The sequence below is a fragment of the Halobacillus faecis genome (assembly GCF_007991335.1).
Lineage (GTDB): Bacteria > Bacillota > Bacilli > Bacillales > Halobacillaceae > Halobacillus > Halobacillus faecis.
In genome coordinates this window covers 1-19,399 of record NZ_BJYD01000017.1, presented here as the reverse complement: position 1 = coordinate 19,399, position 19,399 = coordinate 1, and the positions used below count along the sequence as shown (strand labels likewise).

Below are 19,399 nucleotides of genomic sequence, written 5' to 3'. Positions count from 1 at the left end.
GAATGCGCAAAGGTCTTTTATTCATACTTATGCTTATGCTTGCCGGATTTCTTGCTGCTTGTGGTTCAAGTAATGAAGGAGAAAGCAGTTCAGATAGCACTGGAAGCGAAGAAGCTTCCGATAGCAAATGGAGTGAAATCCAAGAAAAAGGGGAGATTGTTGTCGGTACTTCAGGTACACTTTTCCCAGCTTCTTATTATCCAGAAGACTCTGATGAGATGACTGGATATGATGTAGAAATCATGAGAGAGGTGGCGGATCGCCTCGGTCTAGAATTGAAATTTGAAGAATATGGAGTCGATGGACTACTTTCCGCCATCAACAGTGGCCGTATCGACGCAGTGATCAACGACATGGAAGTGACGAAAGCTCGTCAAGAACAGTTTACGTTTAGTGAACCATATAAATATTCATATTCCACTATGATTGTCCGTGAGTCTGACTTATCTGGAATTGAGAAACTGGAAGACCTTGAAGGAAAAACACATGGTGGTGGAGCGACTACCGTGTTTTCACAGATTGCTGAACACTTCGGTGCAGAAACGAAAACATACGGAAATGTAACCAATGATGTGTACTTGCGAGATGTCGAGAACGGGAACACAGACTTTATCATCAATGATTATTACTTGCAGTCTCTTGCCTTAAAAGCACTGCCTAATATTGAAGTTCAATTACACCCGGACCTGAAGTTCCATCCGACGAACTCAGCCATTGTTATGCCTAATGACGCATCTCAAATGAAAGAGGAAATCGATGCTGTGTTACAAGAGATGAGAGAAGATGGAACCCTTACGAAGCTTTCTGAAGAGTTCTTCGGTGGCAAGGATGCTTCTAAAAAACCAGAAGCAGATATCCGTGAAATCGAAGGTCTAGAACTGTAAGGAGATCCTTATGTTAGGTATCGAAATAAACGAAATTCAAATCGAAAAACTTTTTAACGCGGAGCGTGCCTGGGCAAACCTTCCTTTTATTCTTGAAGGTGTTCCTTTGACCTTGCTGGTCGCTTTGAGCGGTATGCTGGTCGGGCTCGTTCTGGGTTTCTTTTTAGCACTTGCGAGAGGATCGGATTATATCTGGCTCAGATGGCCAGCCCGATTTTATATTTCTTTTATGCGAGGTACCCCAATTCTCGTGTATTTATTCGTTTTGTATTTCGGACTTCCTGTTGTAGGAATAAAAATGCCGGCAACCGTAGCGGCAATCATCGGCTTTGGAACAAACAGTGCAGCGTATATTGCAGAAATCAATCGAGCTTCTCTGAACAGTGTTCCGAACGGTCAATGGGAATCATCCCGTGCACTCGGGTTTACGTATTGGCAGACGATAAGAAGAATCATCATGCCTCAGGCAACGAGAATCGCCATCCCGCCGCTTGGAAATGTCTTTCTTGATTTGCTGAAAGCCACATCACTTGCAGCAATGATCTCAGTACCAGAGATTTTGAATAAAGCACAAATCGCAGCGGGTCGAACGGTCGATTCGATGACGATGTACATTACAGCAGCCCTTGTGTATTGGCCGCTTACTATGATTTTTTCGGCTCTTCAAGATTATTTGGAGAAGCGTCACAACCGATATCTATAAGCGATGAAGCCAGAGCCGTTCAGCTCTGGCTTTTTTCTGTCTATATATATCTTACTTCTTTAAACCTACCTCCGTAACTTAAATAGGTACCAGGTGCCAACAGAAAAGCCCCATCTCTATCTAGATGGGGCTGGCACTTAACCTGAAAATTCGAATGTTTCATACACATAAGGTTCATGTGGTGTTTCAATTTCAATCATATCCTTCGGTTCGATCAAGGGAAGTTGCCAACCGTTATAATCCACCATGTTGAGAATCCCTCTAACTTCGACCCATGTATCATTTTTATATGTGTTTAGCTCCGCCCCTTGAACCATCACTCCGTAGATTCCGCCATCAGCTACGCAGCAACTAATTCCAAAGCGTCCCACTACAATCTGATTTTCAGGATAGGTGTCTTCGCGGAAAACAAATCCATTCATGACAATCTCTTTTCCGAGATATTCTTCCATGTGGTCTTCCATCAAGGAAATGGTTCCAATGTAATTGTCTTCGGTTAAATGAATAACATTAGCTTCACTCATAGATTCGTAAAGGTCTGGATATCGTTTTTTAGGAGTTAATACGCCCGGATTTAATTCAATTGGGTCAATATCCTCTCCGTCTGTTGAAGGTTCCGTATCAATTTCTGGGTTTGTGTTGCGCATCTCGTATTTAAAACCTTTATTCGCTGCAGCAGAGCTGCCCATGACATGATCGGAAAACATCATTCCAGTCAAAACAGGTACAATGAACAATGCGTAAATTAAAAAAGATTTCACTTTTGATCTGGGATAATCGTGACCATGGGCACACCCACAATTTTCGTGCTCTTCTTCATCCCCTGTTTTAAAATATTGAATGGCTCCAAGGATCCCTACGACTATAAGTGTAAAGTACACATAGGGCATCATACGAGGGGCGATAAACTTTTGTATATCACCGCTGATCAACAGTTTTAATATGAAGAGTGCAAATCCAAAAAGAATGACAGCTCTTACGAATTGATGCGTACCAGGCTTCATCAAATATTCCTCCTATCACCGTTATAAGAAAAAGACATCAAAAAGGATGGTTATTGTGTAGACAATGATGCTAACAATTCCGATAAAAGCAAAAACAAATCTCTTTTTAAAATAGGCAAACATGAGAATGGTATTTTTCAAGTCTGTCATTGGTCCGTAAACAAGGAAGGCAAGCAATGAACTTGTAGAGAAAAGACCTTTGAAAGAGGAAGCAACAAAAGCATCGGCTTCTGAACAGAGAGAAAGTACATAGGCGAGGGACATCATGACTAACGGTCCCGCAAGCATACCGTTACCAAGTTCAATGAGAAAATCCCTTGCCAGGAAGGTTTGAACAATACTGGCAAAAAGGGCCCCTAGAATAAGAAACTTTCCCATATCGAAGAATTCGTCACTGGCATGTTGGAATGTTTCTGCTAAACGATTCCGCTCCTGATGGTTATGGTAATGATTATGTACAGAAGCATTCTTTTTATTTAATTGCCAGCTGTTACCGAAGTAAGCGTAAATCACGGCACCGATAAGTATGGAAACGATAAAGGCCAGTCCCATCCTTGCCCAAGCAATGGTCAGATCTGTTTGAAAGGCGTAAAAAGTAGAAAGAAAAACGATCGGATTCAAAACAGGAGCTGAAACAAGAATAACAATCCCTACATGGAGAGGCATTCCTTTCTGGATTAGTCGGCGCACAATCGGTACGATGGCACATTCACATACAGGAAAGATCGCACCAATAGTAACGGCAGGAAATAGAGCAAGAGCCGGGTTTCTTGGAATGAAACGTTTCAATGTTTCTTCCTTCAAGAACGTTTGAATGACAGAGGATATGAATACCCCGAGTAGAACAAACGGAATGGCTTCAAGCACGATACTGATAAAAATTGTATTCATATCCAGCAAGGAAGAGGGAACAGGCCATATACGATCGAAGGGGATTGTGTCTCCAAAAAGGAACAATACAAAAAAGATAACGAGTAAAAAGTATCCTAATCTGTAATTCGTGGAAGAATGGTCTTGATTCAAGTAGAATCCTCCTTTATGATGGAATTTGCATTTAAATCGTAATGGTTATGAATTATCCTATTCTATTAACCAGGAATTTAGAAGAACTGTCAATAGATTTCGAGCAGGCTTTTTTACTTAAATGAACGGATGAACTATAATTTAATTCGTAATGATTATTATTTCGAGAGGGATTGACCATGGAAAATCGAACAATCGTAAAGTTAGAAAATGTATCTTTTAAATATGATAGAGAATGGGTCGTCCAAGACGTAAACTTGGATATTCAGTCTGGCCAGTTCCTCGGTCTTGTCGGTCCGAATGGCTCAGGGAAGTCCACACTGATTAAATTAATGCTGGGACTTGTTAAGCCTGATCATGGTTCCATTCACTTATTCGGCCAAACTTTAAAGAACTATCAGGATTGGCAGGAAATTGGATTCGTTTCACAAAAAGCCAACAGTTTCAATTCTGGTTTTCCTGCAACCGTAATTGAAGTTGTGAAGACAGGACTTGTCTCCCGCATCGGAGCTTTTAAGTTCTTTAATAAAAAACATAAAGAAAAAGCCTTAGAAGCTTTGAGAGTTGTAGAGATGGAGGAATATGCTTACTCCAATATCGGAGAATTATCAGGAGGACAACAGCAGCGTGTGTTTATTGCAAGAGCTTTAGTGAGTGATCCCTCTTTATTAATCCTTGATGAACCGACGGTCGGGGTGGATGCTAAGCACGTAACGGAATTTTATGATTTGCTTGGTAAACTGAATCAGGAGCAGGGGATTACCCTTTTGATGGTCACCCATGATATCGGGACGATCACCGAGCATGCGACACATGTGATTTGTATGAATAAAACCGTTCACTTTCACGGAGCTTCTGAAGAGTATAAGGAGTTCAGTGAAGAGGATCTCAATCAACTTTATGGTCATTCCGTCCAGCAGCTGACTCATAATCACACGCATCATGAGGTGAACCACAATGATTGAAAGCTTTTTACAATATGAATTTTTACAAAACGCCGCGATAACAGGCATCCTAATCGGCATCGTTGCTCCATTATTGGGAGTGTTCATTGTCGTAAGACGCTTGTCTTTGATTGCGGATGCCTTATCCCACATCACGTTAACTGGGATTGCAGCAAGCTTGCTGATTGAAAAAAGAGTGAGCGCTGTCAATGAATGGAATCCGATCTACATGGGGATGGCCTTTTCCGTGTTCGGAGCGATCTTGATTGAGCGGCTTCGTAAAGTGTATAAACACTATGAAGAACTTGCAATTCCTATTATTCTTTCTGGGGGAATTGGTGTCGGTGTGATTCTCATTTCTCTTGCAGACGGATTTAATACGGATTTATTCAGTTATTTATTCGGAAGTGTAACAGCCGTCAGCCGTGATAGTATGTGGACAGTACTTGTGATTACCTCGATTGTCATCCTTATCGTTATTTTGTTTTATAAGGAGCTTTTCGTTCTCTCCTTTGATGAGGAACATGCGTCAGTTTCTGGTGTAAATGGAAGATGGATTCATTTGTTATTTATCGTTATGGTGGCACTGGTTATTGCATCATCTATGCAGGTCGTAGGAATTTTACTTGTGTCGGCTTTAATGACTTTACCAGTCGCCTCAGCCATCCGTATTGCAAAAAGCTTCAAGCAGACAATTGGTCTATCCATCGCTTTTGGAGAAACCTCTGTTCTGATCGGCCTCATTTCATCCTATCATCTGAGTGTTCCTCCAGGAGGGACGATTGTCGTGTCAGCTATTTTGATTTTAATTATGTCGATTCTTTACAAACGAGTTCGAGCTCAACAATGGATAAAGGGTGAAGCATAATGAACGTAGAGACCGCTTTACAAAGACTGAAGGAAAAAGGGTTTAAGAGAACGAAGCAGCGGGAGCGTATTTTAGAGATCTTTGTCAAACAAGACCAATATATTGCGGCAAAAGAAATACTAAAGGAAATTCAAAATGATTTTCCGGGGGTCAGCTACGATACTATTTATCGTAACCTTTATATGCTGACAGACGTGGATATATTAGAAGCTACAGAACTTGGTGGGGAAAAGCATTTTCGCTTAGGCTGTGATACACATGGCCATCACCATCACTTCATTTGCACCACTTGTGGAAAAACAAAGTCGATTGAATTCTGCCCAATGGATAGTATTAATGAGAACTTGCATGGATATGATGTTGAAAACCATAAGTTCGAGATCTATGGCAAATGTCCGCAATGTCACTGATTTGTCGGGTATTAAAAGAAACCTGTGTTTCGAACGCGGGTTTCTTTTTTAAGTGCATCAAAAAGTAATCGTTACTATTTACAAAGTGTAACGGTTACGATATAATCTTTTTGGAAGACGAGGAGGTCAACAAATGAAGAAACTAGCAATCTTACTATCTTTTATACTTACCATTTTAGTGGTGACTGCTTGTGGAAATAAAGAGACATCATCAGATCAAAATAATGAAACAGCAAGTGACGAAAGCGGGCAAGTAAATGTATACACAACGGTTTATCCTTTACAGTTCTTTACTGAACAAATAGGTGGAGAGACGGTAAGCGTCCAATCTATTCTACCACCAGGTTCAGACGCTCACACGTATGAGCCAACGACGAAGGAAATGGTGAAAATGGCGGAAGCGGATCTTTTTATATACAATGGTGCCGGTTTAGAAGGTTACGCAAAGAAAATTTCTGATTCTATTCAGCCGGAGGGTGTAGAGATCCTGGAAGCAGCAGCGGATATGGATCTAAAAGAACATGTTCATAACCATGGAGAAGATGAGCATGCACATGAAGAAGACAGTCATGGAGAAGATGAACATGCTCAAGAAGAAAATAGCCACGGAGAAGATGAACATGCCGATGCAGAAGATAGTCATGAAGGTCACGGCCATGGCGAAATGGACCCTCACGTTTGGTTGGATCCCGTAAGAGCGGCACAAATGGCAGAAGGAATCAAAAGTCAGTTAATTAAAATGAATCCAGATCAGGAAGAGCTTTATGAAGAAAATTACCAAGAACTACAAGCGAAACTGATGGATTTAGATCAGGCGTTTCATGATCGTGTAGAATCTAAAGCCAAAAGCAAAGTTATTGTTTCCCATGCCGCCTATGGTTACTGGGAAGAGGCTTATGGAATCGAGCAGATTGCCGTATCAGGACTAAGCCCGACAAATGAGCCTTCTCAAAAAGACCTTGAAAATATTGTTCAAGTTGCCGAGTCAAATAACCTCGAGTATGTAGTTTTCGAGCAGAATATTACTCCGAAAGTTTCAGAAGTCATCCAAAATGAGATTGGAGCAGAAGCGCTTCGTTTCCACAACCTTTCTGTTTTAACGGAAGATAATGTAGATAACGATGAAGACTACTTTACGTTGATGGAGCAAAACCTTGATGTACTGACTACAGCATTATCTGAATAAGCAAAAGCTGCGGACAAGATGTCCGCAGCTTTTTTTATACCTATTTGTTTAATAGGGGTTTTCGTTTCACACCACTTTAACTACAGAGGTGCATTACCCGTGTTGTGGGTGGGAAGCAGATGGACCTTTCTTGTAAACGGTAGCTGCAAAGACAATGATTAACAAGCTGACAATGACGTAGAAAAATGATAGGTTCGGCCAAAAATCTAAGAAGAATCCGGACAAGAAAGGTCCTAAAATACTCCCGATACTAAAAGCCATGCCACATAAAATGTTCCCGGCAGGAAGAAGGTCTTTAGGCAACAAGTCTGTCATGAATGAAATACCTAAAGAGAACAAGGAACCGACGAATAATCCGCCTAGTGCGAAAGTGGCGAAGAGAGCAGCCACAGAGTCTTCAAACAGAGCTGCGGCAAGGAAGGCAACGATTCCCCCCGCTACGACGGTCAAAATGACTTTCTTCCTTCCGATCCGGTCGCTCAATGCGCCTAGAGGAATCTGAGAGAACAAACTGGCTGCAGCAAAACTCGGAATAATCAAGGATAATAAGTTTACATCATGTCCAATCCTCATCCCGTACACCGGGAAGATTCCGTGAAGGGTCGCTTCTAGAAATCCATAGGCAAGAGGTGGTAAAAAAGCAACCCATGCCAGACGGATGGCTTTGGCAAACCTTTTGATTGAACTGGTTCCATAAGCTGTGGTATGGTCTTTTTCAGGTGTTTCATTCCTCACCCAAATCATGAATAACCAAACCATTAAACTTAACAACGAAGAAATGAGGAATGGTACATAGACACCGAAAGTCAACAGGTTGGTCATCAACGGGCCCAGCGTAAAGCCGACACTGAAAAACAAGCCGTAATAAGCGATGCTTCGACCACGGTTATGTTTTTCAGCGGTGGCCGTAATCCACGTTTGAGTTCCGAAGTGAAGAATCTGGTCACCGATTCCAATAGTGACTCTTAAAATGAACCAGAACCACAGCGCCTGCCAGAAAGGAAATAAGGCAAGAGATACAATAACCAAAGCCCCTCCAATCATGATCATTGGTTTATATCCGATTCGTTGCAGTGGTCTTTCCATGAATGGTGAGGAAAGTAAAATCCCTATATAAAGCCCAGTAGCATGCAATCCATTGATAGAGGAAGAAATGCCGTTCTGCTCAAGGATGACAGCAATCAATGGAAGGAGCATCCCCTGGGAAAATCCTGATATGGTTACGAGACCGATTAAAATCCGGAATCGTGTTTGTTTGGATACCATAAACTGCCTGCCCCCTTTTTCATACTTCCTTATCGTATAAGAAATCGATAGAAGGGGACAAGTTTTTCTTTCTAATAAGAAGGTTATTTCCTTACTGAAAACGGTTATTATAAAACTAAAGGCGCAGCATATTGTCAAAGGAGTGAATGAATCATGGACTTTTATTTAAAAGAAAACGGTGTTCGCACGTCATTCGAGTACGGCCAAATGAACATTTCAGGTGATGAGACGTTCGGTTTCCGCCCTTATCAACTTATGGTTGCATCCATTGCAGGTTGCAGCATTGGAGTCTTTCGGAAAATCCTTGATAAACAACGGACGGACTATGAGGATATTAAAGTGACGGCTGAGGTTGAGAGGAATCCTGATGAAGCCAATCGTATTGAAAAAATCCATCTTCATTATGTAATTAAAGGATACCATTTGAACCAGGATAAGTTGTTGAAGAACCTTGATATTTCCCAAAAAAATTGTTCTATGGTTCAGTCAGTAAAAAACAGCATAGAAGTAGAAGAAACACTTGAGTGCATTCAACTTAGCAAGTAAAATGAAAGAGCGTTATCCTGAATTTGGATAAGCGCTCTTTTTTTGTGCATGTTTTTTTACATATTGGTCATACAGTGAAGTCTTAACAATTAAGTCTAGCATTATGTAAAGGAAGAGGAGAGGAATGGAATGAGGAATGTTTTTATCAAAGCTTTCTTTTATCTTATAGGATTAATCATTATTTCCCTTGGGATTACATTAACCATCAAATCAGATCTAGGTGCGGGTGCTTGGGATGCTGTGAATGTCGGTCTGTCTGAGACGATCGGTTTTACTGTAGGCAGCTGGGTCATTATTATCGGTGCTATGCTGATTTTTACAAACGCTATCATTGCAAAAGAAAAACCGGATTTACTGGCTGTCGTTACAATCTTCGTCATCGGACAATTCATTGATTTCTGGATGTTATCCGTATTTGATACGTTCAGGCTTGCATCTTTCTGGGTTCAATTGACGGTGCTGGTCGGTGGGATTGCCATTATTGCCTTTGGCGTTTCTTTATATTTACAACCGAAGTTTTCTTTGAATCCCATCGATGGATTCATGGTTGCTCTGCAGAAGAGATTCGGTTTCAGTTTACGAACGGCAAAAACGTTGACGGAAGTTTTTGCACTTGTCCTTGCAGTTGTACTTGGAGGGCCGATTGGAATCGGTACCGTTATTATCATTGTCTTGATTGGACCTTTTATCCAGTTTTTCGATGGGAAGGCGAACCACGTCATGAACAAGATGCTTTCATGATTCCTTGTGTATAGTCCGGGCCATTTTTCACAAAATATAAAAAAAGAAAGGTGGCCCATGATGTGAAAAGAAAGTGGTTAGGACTGATCATATTTATTGGGATTTTCATGTTCATTAGTGCTGGATCGATATCAGCTGAAAATAAGAAAACAGAAAAAGAGAGTGCGATTCCGAACCATGTACTGAACATATCCAAAGACAACACGTATCCGAATTCGACAGATGATCAAGAGTTGTTGGAAGCCGAAGCGATTACGAAAGAATTGATGGAAGATACGGATGTTCGAGTGACCAACCCACAGTTGATTGAGATGTTGAATGAAACATCATTGAAACCATCGCCGTTCGCCATTGGTTATAGAGGGGAGATTTTTTTGGGGCGATGGCCGCTGGCTTACGAATCCAAAGAGACAAATATCAATTGGGAATACCAGGAGATCAATACGAATGAATACAGCAACCACGGTGGGAAGCAAACAGAGAAGCTGAGTTATGTGCAGAAAGAAGAGAAGCAGATCAAAGGCGGTTTGACTTCAAGAATTAGTCACAGCGACCAGATGATGAAGCTTATTCTGCTAGAAGCACAAAAAAATACCAAGCTTCCACTTTCCTTCAACACGGTCATTGGTAAAGGGACTAAGCAAAACAATACCTATGGTGTGCCAACGAACAAAGTAGGAATTCTTCATGCTTATGCACCAGCTGTCAATGAAAAAGGGGAAGTAACGTTTGGTGATGTGTACATTCAGCTCAAAGGTTCGAAAAAAACGTTGAACGTAAAAAACGTCACGAGGCAAGGGATCGGGGCATGGATCCCGATCCAAGATCACGTGAGCTTTTCATTTGAAGTGAAGTGATGGTCCCCATGACCAGATGAATTCAATTCAACGCGCTGTTCTGCCATGAAGATATTGTTTTCAAACAACTCTTCAGCTAGAATAAGGCGCGTTTTTTTTGCTGCCGTCCAATAGACTAGGTCATTGACTACAGCCACGACTGTATATTCATATCCACGATGTTCATGGTTTAAAGAGGACATCCCATACACTTGGAAAGGTTCATAAGCCTTATCGGTTAAATCTTTCTTCAAGTACTCATGTAATTCCTCATTCAATCGCTCACAAGCTTTTTCTAAGACCTGATACGCTTGTTTGGGGTCTTGGTGAAAACTTGTGGTGACTTTTTCGATGACGCGCATATATTCAAAGTTGTAATTTTCAATGGTTTTAATCTGACCATTGCTGATGGTCAGTAATTTACCGCTCCATTGACGCACCTTCAAAAACCGGAGTCCTATGTCTTCAACTGTCCCGTGGAAGGTGTTGTTAACGGAGATGAAGTCTCCTTTATGAAGCTGCTTTTCATATAAAAGGAACAGGCCGGCAAAAAAGTCTTTAATCAGGCTTTGGGCCCCAAAACCTACAATAATCCCGATGACTCCAGCACCGGCAAGTAATTTTTCGATGGAAGTGAATTCATCAAGAACGACAAGAATAAACCCGATAAGAGCCGTATAACTGATGATGGAATTGAGCATGGATTCAAGAGTATTTTCTTTTCTTTCCTCAATGAAGTCCGTTTTTTTGAAAAACGTATGAATGACTTTACGAAGAATGAGGACAACTACAAAAAGAATGGCTGCAATTAATAAAAGTTTTATTATGGCATTTTCTTCCAGGTAAGCATTAAACTCGTTTAATGACATGGATTCGTCCTCCTATAGGTTCTATCAAGCATTATAGCATTAGTGGGGGGTGGATTTCTTCTTTGTGGACAGGCCGATTGACATGTACTATGATGAACGTGGCCAAAACGTGAAAGTATGAAGAAAAGAGGTGCAGAAGAATGTCACAACAAGAACGGATTGAAGATCTGAAAGTGCGCCTGGCGGATTTTATGGGACGTATTGAGAAGTTAGACCCGGAAGAAACGTCTGTGGAAGATATTGATCGTCTTATTTCCATGTTGGAAGATCTTGAAAAGAACATGGAATAAATGGTTATCGTCAGAATTGACTCTCAATTTATTTGAGGGTTGATTTTTTTACGTTCGTGCTTTATCATGATAAATCGTTAATGCATGAAAAGAGTGAGAGGAGAATGTTTTATGGCATGGGCAGTTGTAGTCTCTGTCCTGGTAATGACAATCTTAAGTTTATTACGTGTGAATGTCATTATTGCTATTCTTGCCGCAGGTTTGACCGCCGGCCTCATGAATGGGGAAACCTTGGTGAGTTCATTAGAGCTGCTTGTTGGCGGTATGGGTGAACAGGCAAGCGTGGCGCTTAGTTATATATTGTTAGGAGCTTTTGCAGTAGCCATCAGCTATTCTGGGATCACATCACTGCTGATTGGTTATCTGCTTCGAGTTTTAAAGGATAGACGTACGATGATGGTACTTGTTATCGCATTTGTAGCGAGCTTGTCCCAAAATGTGATCCCTGTACACATTGCTTTTATTCCTATTTTAATTCCACCGTTACTAAAATTGTTTGATGAAATGAAATTGGACCGCAGGGCTGTTGCTGCAGCATTGACCTTTGGTTTGAAGGCTCCTTATGTGATGCTGCCCATCGGTTTTGGATACATCTTCCATGAAACGATTCAATCATCCATGAGCACCAGTGGAATCGACCTTGGCATTGGTTCAATCGCTCAATCATTGATCATTCCAGGTTCAGGTATGATCGTCGGTCTTTTGATTGCCATTTTTATTACGTATCGGAAGAAGCGTGACTTGCCGGATGTGGATGCAGAAGGGAACGGGGTTGAAGTCGAAAAAGTACAATCAACTGGATTTAACCTTAATCACTTCTGGACTCTTGTCGCAATCGTAGTTACCCTGGTTATTCAAGCGGTATGGCAGAACCTTATTCTAGCTGCACTCGCGGGAATTATCCTTATGTTCATCTTCCGCGTTGTTCCTTATAACAAAGGAGACAAAGTAGTAAATGAAGGAATCGGTATGATGGGCTTTATCGCTTTTGTTATGTTAGTAGCAGCGGGTTATGCAAACGTACTGACAGAAACTGAGTCTGTATCAGCTCTTGTCGAAATCAGTTCCGATTATCTCGGTGACAACCAGGCATTCATCGCTTTCTTACTGTTACTTGTCGGGTTGATCGTCACGATGGGGATAGGCTCTTCATTTGCCACCATTCCAATTCTGGCCGCACTTTTCGTGCCGATTTGTTTGTCAGCAGGGTTTTCGCCGATGGCAACAGCTGCGCTAATAGGAACGGCTGGAGCTCTAGGTGATGCTGGTTCTCCTGCTTCTGATAGTACACTTGGACCAACATCTGGTCTGAATGCAGATGGAAGGCACAATCACATTTGGGATACTTGTGTTCCGACATTTTTACACTTTAATATTCCATTGTTCATTTTTGGATGGGCAGCGTCACTATTTCTATAAAAGGGCATGTGGGTAATTTTCCCACCTGTCTTTTTTTATATTCATCGGGTGTCCACACATACTAAGAAAAAAGTGAGTGGTCCGTATGTGGAAAAGAACATTCGCCGTATTACTGGCGTTATTCCTTTTGATTTTGCCAAACCAGACATTGGCTGAAGGCTGGGGGTTCAGTAAGAAGAAAGACGGTTCCGTCCCTGACGTTGGACGGTATGGACCGATGATTGATAAGTATGATGGTTTTTATGTAGACACTTCCGGTGACCCGGTTGTCTATTTGACTTTTGACAACGGCTATGAACAAGGGTACACAGGTCAAGTGCTTGACGTATTGAAGGAAAAAGATGTACCCGCCACTTTTTTTGTTACCGGTCACTATATTGAAAGTGCACCGGAACTTTTAAAGCGAATGGCGAAGGAAGGGCATTTGATTGGGAATCATTCCTGGAGCCATCCTGACTTTACAAAAGTATCGAAAGAGAAAATGAAGCGGGAACTAGAAAGAGTGGACCAGGCTGTCAAAGATTTGACTGATCAGGAAGTGATGACTTTCGTCCGTCCACCAAGGGGGACTTTTAATGAGAAAACATTAGAATGGGCGAAAGAATTTGGCTACACGCATGCCTTCTGGTCCCTCGCTTTTGTGGACTGGGAGACAGACAAACAACGCGGTTGGGAATATGCCTACAGGAGTGTCATCGATCAAATCCACCCTGGAGCCGTCATCCTTCTACACACCGTTTCCCAGGATAATGCGGAGGCCTTGTCTCAACTGATTGATGAACTTAGAAAAAGAGGATACAGATTTGGAAGCTTGAATGATCTTATGATTAAACAGATGGTTCCTGCTCCTGTTTGGGGACTTTAAACCTAAACCACTGCACATTCCGTGTGGTGGTTTTTCTTTTTCATTTATATAGTAGGAGTTATTAAAGAACATGAAGAGCCTACTCTATTTTTTGGACCTGTCCTCACTAAGCTTCCCCGACCCCCTCGCTCACAATAGAGTTTCGAAACGGCGACTTCCGAGAATAAGGGCAATCTTAAGTCGAAGGAGCATCTAGGGATAAGAATTATTGGAGGTGGACAAATGTATGGGGATGTAGAAGAATGTTTGAAAAGGAATGAAGATGGAAATGAGTAAAAGAGGATATTAGGGCATAGTTCCCATTCTTAACTAAATCTAAACAAATCGTCCGACAAAAGGGAGGAAAAACAGTTTGTGGAAAGAAAAGTTTAAAGCACATACTTTTTATGATTTTGATTACACATTGCTTCGATGGGCGTTTGACCCTCTAACCCGTCTAAACCGGGAAGAGCGGTGGGTCGATGTTCCAGTCAAGCTAGGAGGAAACCATCACATTGTCCGTGTCCAGGGACTCGGCACAACCGCTGATCCTTCTTTTGAAGTGTCGAGTGACAGTGAGGAAGAAAAAGAATCGTTGCTCTCTCACATATCTGATTTATTTCAATGGGATACAGATATAGAAAAGGTTCATGACCACTTCTTGGATACTAGCTTGAAAACAATGTTCCAAGCACATCCGGGTACACCGATTGTGAAAGATTTTCATCTCTATGACTGTTTGATGAAAGTCATCATCCACCAGCAGTTGAATATGAAATTCGCTTATACGTTGAGTACTCGGTTTGTGGAAACACTGGGAACAAAAAAGGAAGGGGTATGGTTTTACCCAGACCCTGAAACTGTAGCCGAAACCTCTTACGAAACGTTAAGAGAATTGCAATTCAGTCAGCGAAAAGCAGAATATGTTATTGATACATCACGTTTAATTGTGGATGGGAAGCTGGATTTGGCAGCATTAGCGAATGAATCAGATAAGGAAATTATGAAGCAACTGGTTAAAGTTAGAGGGGTTGGGCCTTGGACAGCAGAAAATTGGATGATGTTCGGTGTTGGTCGACCGAATCTTTTTCCAAAAGCCGATATTGGCATTCAAAATGCACTAAAGCTTTATTTCAACTTGGAAACCAAACCGACATATGAGCAAATGGAGAATTGGAGTAAGGAATGGGAGCCGTATTTGAGTTACGCCTCATTAACGCTATGGAGAAGTATTGAAGGATGAAAAGATACAAGAAAATGGTCATAAACTTGTCTTCTACCTCATAATTTGTAGTAAATACAAAAATAATGGGTGAATTGTTTTGAAAATATTCAAAATTGTTAAGGCTTACGTTATAATGATAACCGTACTGGAAAATATTGAACGGATAAAAGGAAAGAGGTCTTAATATTGGTAATTAGAGAGAGGTATTCTGACCAAGTGCATAGCGGCGAAATTTTGGATGTTCTAAGTTTGAATGGTACACCTGCATGTTTACTGGATTTGCGTCTTCAAACAGTTACGCTTAATCAGCAAATGCAAGGAACACTTCAACTTCAAGAGTCGGACATGTCGTTCTCTCAGTGGATCCGTAGTTTTGCTCACACGGGACAGCAGCGCCTTCAGCAGGTTTTGCATAATCTTTTAACAGATGGGCTCAGAGAATCGTCTGTCCAGTTGACAGATGCGAACAGGCATAAATATCAATGCAAAATGGTTCATCTGACAAATGGTCAAATTGCTTTTTCCTTGAAAAGTATAAAGGACCAGATCGATGTCCCTGCCTCCATGACTCTCTCTTCGAATCAGCAAAAAGAAACCACGTTGTCCTTAAACCAAAGTGTGGGTTATCAACACCACCGGAATATGATACACATGTTTGGATCGGAGTCTTCCCCCATGAAAAAAAGAATGATGCACCTAGTCGATAAATTCCCACATGGTCTGGCATTGATCAATCACAATTGGGAAGTTACGTATGCCAATCCCAAAATGGAAGAGATGACAGAGGTCCCTTTCTTCCAGAACTATTTTAAGAAATTATGGGATATATTTCCAATAGGTGAGCACTATCATTTCTTTCAACAGTATTTAAGGTCAATGGAAACTCAAGAGACTGTGGAGTTTGAAGGATATCTAAAGGAAACCAACATAGATGTCCATGTTACCGTTCATCCCACTGAAATGGGAATTACTGTCTTCCTCCAGGACATTACAGAATACAAGAATCAATTGAAAGCATTGAGAGCGTCAGAAGAAAGGTTTGCATTACTTGCAAATAACATTAAGGATGTCTTCTGGATCAGCCAGCCGGACTTCAAGGAACTCCATTACGTCAGCCCAGCTTTTCAGGAGATGTTCGGCATCTCCCGTCAGGAAGCTTTCCTAGATCCGGACTTGTTCATAGAAAAAGTTCATGAATCGGACCGCGCCTCTCTAAGGACTGCTCTAGATGAGATGGCAAAGAAAGAAAGTGAAATAGAATATCGTCTTTCTGGTGCTGAAGAAGAAACGAAATGGATTCGTACGAAAGGCTTTCCTGTTGAATATTATGGGAATTCGTATGTTCTTGGTATTCATGAGGATGTAACGGAATACAAAGAGATGTTAGAGCTGAAAGAGAAATCCCAACAGCTCTCCACAATTACTCAAATGTCTGCTGGTATTGCTCATGAAATTAAAAACCCATTGACTGCGATTAAAGGGTTTCTGCAAATTGGGGCAGCTAACCCTGAATTGAGGGATAACTACCAGGAGATCATCCTCGACGAAGTCAATCGTATTGAAGCCATCGTCCAAGATTTCATGATGTTATCCAAGCCGAAATCATCGATTCAGCTTGAACAGGTAGATCCTGAACAATTGGTTTCTTATGTATTGCGGCTGCTTGAACCAGAAGCGAATGAAAAACAAATCTATCTTCTGTTTGACTGTGATCCCATTCGGGACACATTTGAAACGGAACCGAAGCGATTGAATCAAATTCTTATCAACCTAGTCAAAAATGCCATTGACGCCGTAGATCTAGGTGGAGAGGTTCGTGTGTGCATACAGATGTCCAGCTCTAACCTAACGCTTTCCGTTAGAGACAATGGACCTGGTTTAACACCACAAGAACTTGCCAAAATCGGTGAACCTTTCTTTACAACCAAAGAAAAAGGAACTGGTTTAGGAGTGATGGTCACGAAGAAGATTGTTTCAGACCTGAATGGAGAAATATCATACGAAAGTCAAAAAGGTACCGGGACAACGGTTACCGTAACCTTACCAAAATAGAATTCAATGAAAAAAGCATCATCCCAAGGGGTGATGCTTTTTTTATGTTTTAAAGTGAGGGAGGAGGATATTTTCGGCCAAAAGGACTAACGGAAACCTTATCTACAGAAGGTGCCCTTGTTCTTTTTATACAGTCAGGATTCATCAAATTTAGAAATTTCAGCAATTGAACATGTGTTGTTATTAGAAAATTCCACCTTTAATCGCTTACAAAAAATAAAATATTTTTTTATAATCAAAGCTGTTTACAAACGTATTTATGGGATCTATAATCCCGATTGTACTACAATTTTCGTTCGACAAATTCTAACCGATTTACACATAAAAAGGAGGCTTTCTGATGCTAAAAAAAGTATGGTCTTTTCTATTAATGAACTTAGGTGCGCTTGGAGTAGCCATCAATGTCCATTTTTTCCTATCACCAAACGATCTTGCCACAGGAGGAGTAAGTGGTGCTTCAATCGTACTGAATAAAGTCATTCCAGATCTCTCACTAGGAATGATCATGATTATCTTGAACATCATACTCTTTATCGTCGGTTTTATATTCTTAGGATTTCAATTTGGTTTGAAAACCATATATGCAAGTTTCGCTCTTTCCTTTATGGTATGGGGACTTGAAGCATTTTTCCCTATGCAGGAAGCTTTGAGTAATGATCTTCTTATTCAGTTGATTATCGGTCAGATTATCGCAGCATCAGGAATGGCGCTTGTTTTCCATCAGGGAGCCTCTACCGGTGGAACAGATATCCTAGCTATGATCCTGAATAAATTCTTTTCTGTTGAAGTCGGAAAAGGGGTCTTGTTTTCCGATATTGCGATTGCAACATCATCGATCTTCCTTTTCGGGCCAACGGTCGGAATGTACGCATTTTTCGGGGTCATTTTGAATGGACTAGTTATTGACTATATGCTGCAGCAATTCGAAGACAATAAAGAAATCGTTATTATTAGTCGAGAAAGTGAATTAGTCCGTTACTTCATTGTAAATCAACTGGGACGAGGCGCTACTATTCATCAGGCGAAGGGTGCTTTTAATCAAGAAGACAAAGAAGTCATCACGACGATTCTAAGCCGTAAAGACTATACAAGGTTGAAAAAATATATGACGGCAGTAGACGAACAAGCCTTCATAACCGTTCACTCGATGAATGAAATCCTTGGAGAAAACTTTAAACGCTTGGCATAAAAGGTGGGATAACATCCAGAACCGTACGTTTACAGAAACGCTCAATGAGCGTCAATCCAGAACGGATGACGTATACGAATACTTGAAAAACCACATTTTGTTTCGCCATCTACCCCCGGGTACCCAGCTTGTCGAAAACACGATTGGAAAAGAATTGCAAGTTTCACGAACCCCTATCCGAAACGCGATGAAAAAGTTGGAAGAGGAAGGGTTAGTCAAAATCTATTCCAATCGTGGAGCCTTTGTTGTGGAACCTACGCTTGAAGAAATTAGACAAGCCTTTGATATGAGGCGCCATTTAGAAAAGATGACCCTTGAACAAATCTATGACCAGATGAATGAAGAAGATTTCGTTCACTTGGAAGAGTGGATTGAACATGAAAGAGAAACCTACGAAACACGAAATATCCTGGAGTACCTGGATGTGAACAAGCAATTTCATATGACCCTTGCGTTAAAAACAAAGAATACGTTTTTGATTGACTTTACTGAACGAATCCTTAATCAAATCAATGTATATCTTATGTTGTACGATGTATTTGTAGATGAAGACCTGTACGAAAAACAGCGTTTTAAAGAACATGAAGGCTTGCTCGAAGCATTAAAAAATAAAGACTTGACCCGCTTGCTCCAATTGATCGATCAGCATATGGAAGAAAGCTTGAACTACATGTCTATAAGCCAGAGGAAAAACAGGATAGAAGAACAGCAAAAGAGCCTTTAATCCAGGACGGTTACTGTCCAGATTTAAAGGCTCTTTTTCTTTGTAGGCGAAGCGTTTTAAGTAAGATGCTGAGGTTAATGACAATGACTGTGATCAACGAAGCCAGCGTATAATTGAAGTTCTTCGTAATCATGGATACAGATAAGAATGCGACGACCATGATGGCGGATATGAGAAATAATTGATACTTGCTTAGTCCAAGCTGTTTACGAACGGGGCGAGCTTCCACTGATGATCACTCCCTGTTTATGCTTACACGTATTATATGAAAAGTTAAAATAATTTGTCAATTCAAGTATATGTACCATACCCTCAAATACTCCTCTTTATTCAACTAACTGGCAGGATACTTGAATACTCAGTTTCGAGACTTTTA

21 protein-coding genes are annotated in these 19,399 nt (G+C 41.0%); 16 read left to right on the top strand and 5 right to left on the bottom strand.

Features of this window, described 5'->3' with window-relative positions:
* Positions 1-2: 2 nt before the first annotated feature.
* Positions 3-884, top strand: coding sequence for a transporter substrate-binding domain-containing protein (locus HFA01_RS08825; protein WP_146815339.1), 882 nt, complete (start codon positions 3-5; stop codon positions 882-884).
* A gap of 10 nt (positions 885-894) precedes the next feature.
* Positions 895-1,587 (top strand): amino acid ABC transporter permease, encoded by a 693-nt coding sequence (locus HFA01_RS08820; RefSeq protein ID WP_146815337.1) that lies wholly within the window; start codon positions 895-897, stop codon positions 1,585-1,587.
* Between the two features lie 137 nt (positions 1,588-1,724).
* Here HFA01_RS08820 and HFA01_RS08815 read toward each other — a convergent pair whose 3' ends face one another.
* Positions 1,725-2,591 (bottom strand): TIGR03943 family putative permease subunit, encoded by an 867-nt coding sequence (locus tag HFA01_RS08815; protein WP_146815335.1) that lies wholly within the window; start codon positions 2,589-2,591, stop codon positions 1,725-1,727.
* Positions 2,592-2,612: 21 nt separating this feature from the next.
* Positions 2,613-3,614 carry a permease gene (locus tag HFA01_RS08810; RefSeq protein ID WP_246139306.1) on the bottom strand — a complete coding sequence of 334 codons (1,002 nt, stop codon included), beginning with the start codon at positions 3,612-3,614 and terminating at the stop codon, positions 2,613-2,615.
* Positions 3,615-3,793: 179 nt separating this feature from the next.
* Between HFA01_RS08810 and HFA01_RS08805 the strand changes: the two genes are divergently transcribed.
* The 4 genes from HFA01_RS08805 to HFA01_RS08790 all read left to right on the top strand — a co-directional run bounded on the left by HFA01_RS08805 (position 3,794) and on the right by HFA01_RS08790 (position 7,022).
* Positions 3,794-4,579, top strand: coding sequence for a metal ABC transporter ATP-binding protein (locus tag HFA01_RS08805; protein WP_146815333.1), 786 nt, complete (start codon positions 3,794-3,796; stop codon positions 4,577-4,579).
* A complete protein-coding gene (locus HFA01_RS08800; protein WP_146815331.1) occupies positions 4,572-5,426 on the top strand; it encodes a metal ABC transporter permease in 855 nt (284 codons plus the stop codon). The genes HFA01_RS08805 and HFA01_RS08800 overlap by 8 nt, the downstream gene beginning before the upstream one ends.
* Entirely contained in the window at positions 5,426-5,836 is a 411-nt protein-coding gene (locus HFA01_RS08795; RefSeq protein ID WP_146815329.1) for a Fur family transcriptional regulator, read from the top strand. Before HFA01_RS08800 ends, HFA01_RS08795 begins: the two co-directional genes overlap by 1 nt.
* Before the next feature lie 133 nt (positions 5,837-5,969).
* Positions 5,970-7,022, top strand: coding sequence for a metal ABC transporter solute-binding protein, Zn/Mn family (locus tag HFA01_RS08790; protein ID WP_146815327.1), 1,053 nt, complete (start codon positions 5,970-5,972; stop codon positions 7,020-7,022).
* A gap of 93 nt (positions 7,023-7,115) precedes the next feature.
* On the opposite strand, the gene HFA01_RS08785 is transcribed toward HFA01_RS08790, so the two are convergent.
* A complete protein-coding gene (locus tag HFA01_RS08785; protein WP_146815325.1) occupies positions 7,116-8,288 on the bottom strand; it encodes an MFS transporter in 1,173 nt (390 codons plus the stop codon).
* A 153-nt stretch (positions 8,289-8,441) separates the two neighbouring features.
* Here HFA01_RS08785 and HFA01_RS08780 point away from each other — a divergent pair, with 153 nt between their 5' ends.
* The 3 genes from HFA01_RS08780 (at position 8,442) to HFA01_RS08770 (ending at position 10,432) form a co-directional block, all read left to right on the top strand.
* Positions 8,442-8,834: an OsmC family protein gene (locus HFA01_RS08780; protein WP_146815323.1), complete on the top strand. Its 393-nt coding sequence runs from the start codon at positions 8,442-8,444 to the stop codon at positions 8,832-8,834.
* Between the two features lie 129 nt (positions 8,835-8,963).
* Entirely contained in the window at positions 8,964-9,575 is a 612-nt protein-coding gene (locus HFA01_RS08775) for a YczE/YyaS/YitT family protein (protein WP_146815321.1), read from the top strand.
* Positions 9,576-9,637: 62 nt separating this feature from the next.
* Positions 9,638-10,432, top strand: a complete 795-nt coding sequence (locus HFA01_RS08770; RefSeq protein ID WP_146815319.1) for a YfkD famly protein — start codon at positions 9,638-9,640, stop codon at positions 10,430-10,432.
* Here the strand turns inward: HFA01_RS08770 and HFA01_RS08765 are convergent.
* Positions 10,402-11,280: a mechanosensitive ion channel family protein gene (locus tag HFA01_RS08765; RefSeq protein WP_146815317.1), complete on the bottom strand. Its 879-nt coding sequence runs from the start codon at positions 11,278-11,280 to the stop codon at positions 10,402-10,404. The two genes, HFA01_RS08770 and HFA01_RS08765, sit on opposite strands and share 31 nt — an antisense overlap.
* 140 nt (positions 11,281-11,420) lie before the next feature.
* Between HFA01_RS08765 and HFA01_RS18895 the strand changes: the two genes are divergently transcribed.
* The 7 genes from HFA01_RS18895 to HFA01_RS08735 all read left to right on the top strand — a co-directional run bounded on the left by HFA01_RS18895 (position 11,421) and on the right by HFA01_RS08735 (position 19,023).
* Entirely contained in the window at positions 11,421-11,570 is a 150-nt protein-coding gene (locus HFA01_RS18895) for an SE1561 family protein (protein WP_167356021.1), read from the top strand.
* Between the two features lie 111 nt (positions 11,571-11,681).
* A complete protein-coding gene (locus HFA01_RS08760) occupies positions 11,682-12,989 on the top strand; it encodes a Na+/H+ antiporter family protein (protein WP_146815315.1) in 1,308 nt (435 codons plus the stop codon).
* A gap of 85 nt (positions 12,990-13,074) precedes the next feature.
* Complete coding sequence (gene pdaA, locus HFA01_RS08755; RefSeq protein WP_146815313.1) at positions 13,075-13,854, top strand: delta-lactam-biosynthetic de-N-acetylase; 780 nt, start codon at positions 13,075-13,077, stop codon at positions 13,852-13,854.
* A 352-nt stretch (positions 13,855-14,206) separates the two neighbouring features.
* Positions 14,207-15,076 (top strand): DNA-3-methyladenine glycosylase family protein, encoded by an 870-nt coding sequence (locus HFA01_RS08750; protein ID WP_146815311.1) that lies wholly within the window; start codon positions 14,207-14,209, stop codon positions 15,074-15,076.
* Between the two features lie 168 nt (positions 15,077-15,244).
* Positions 15,245-17,110 carry a PAS domain-containing sensor histidine kinase gene (locus HFA01_RS08745; protein ID WP_246139305.1) on the top strand — a complete coding sequence of 622 codons (1,866 nt, stop codon included), beginning with the start codon at positions 15,245-15,247 and terminating at the stop codon, positions 17,108-17,110.
* Between the two features lie 340 nt (positions 17,111-17,450).
* Positions 17,451-18,299, top strand: a complete 849-nt coding sequence (locus HFA01_RS08740; RefSeq protein ID WP_146815309.1) for a YitT family protein — start codon at positions 17,451-17,453, stop codon at positions 18,297-18,299.
* Entirely contained in the window at positions 18,271-19,023 is a 753-nt protein-coding gene (locus HFA01_RS08735; RefSeq protein WP_167506213.1) for a GntR family transcriptional regulator, read from the top strand. Before HFA01_RS08740 ends, HFA01_RS08735 begins: the two co-directional genes overlap by 29 nt.
* Positions 19,024-19,033: 10 nt before the next feature.
* On the opposite strand, the gene HFA01_RS08730 is transcribed toward HFA01_RS08735, so the two are convergent.
* A complete protein-coding gene (locus HFA01_RS08730; RefSeq protein ID WP_146815305.1) occupies positions 19,034-19,252 on the bottom strand; it encodes a hypothetical protein in 219 nt (72 codons plus the stop codon).
* Positions 19,253-19,399: the final 147 nt, after the last annotated feature.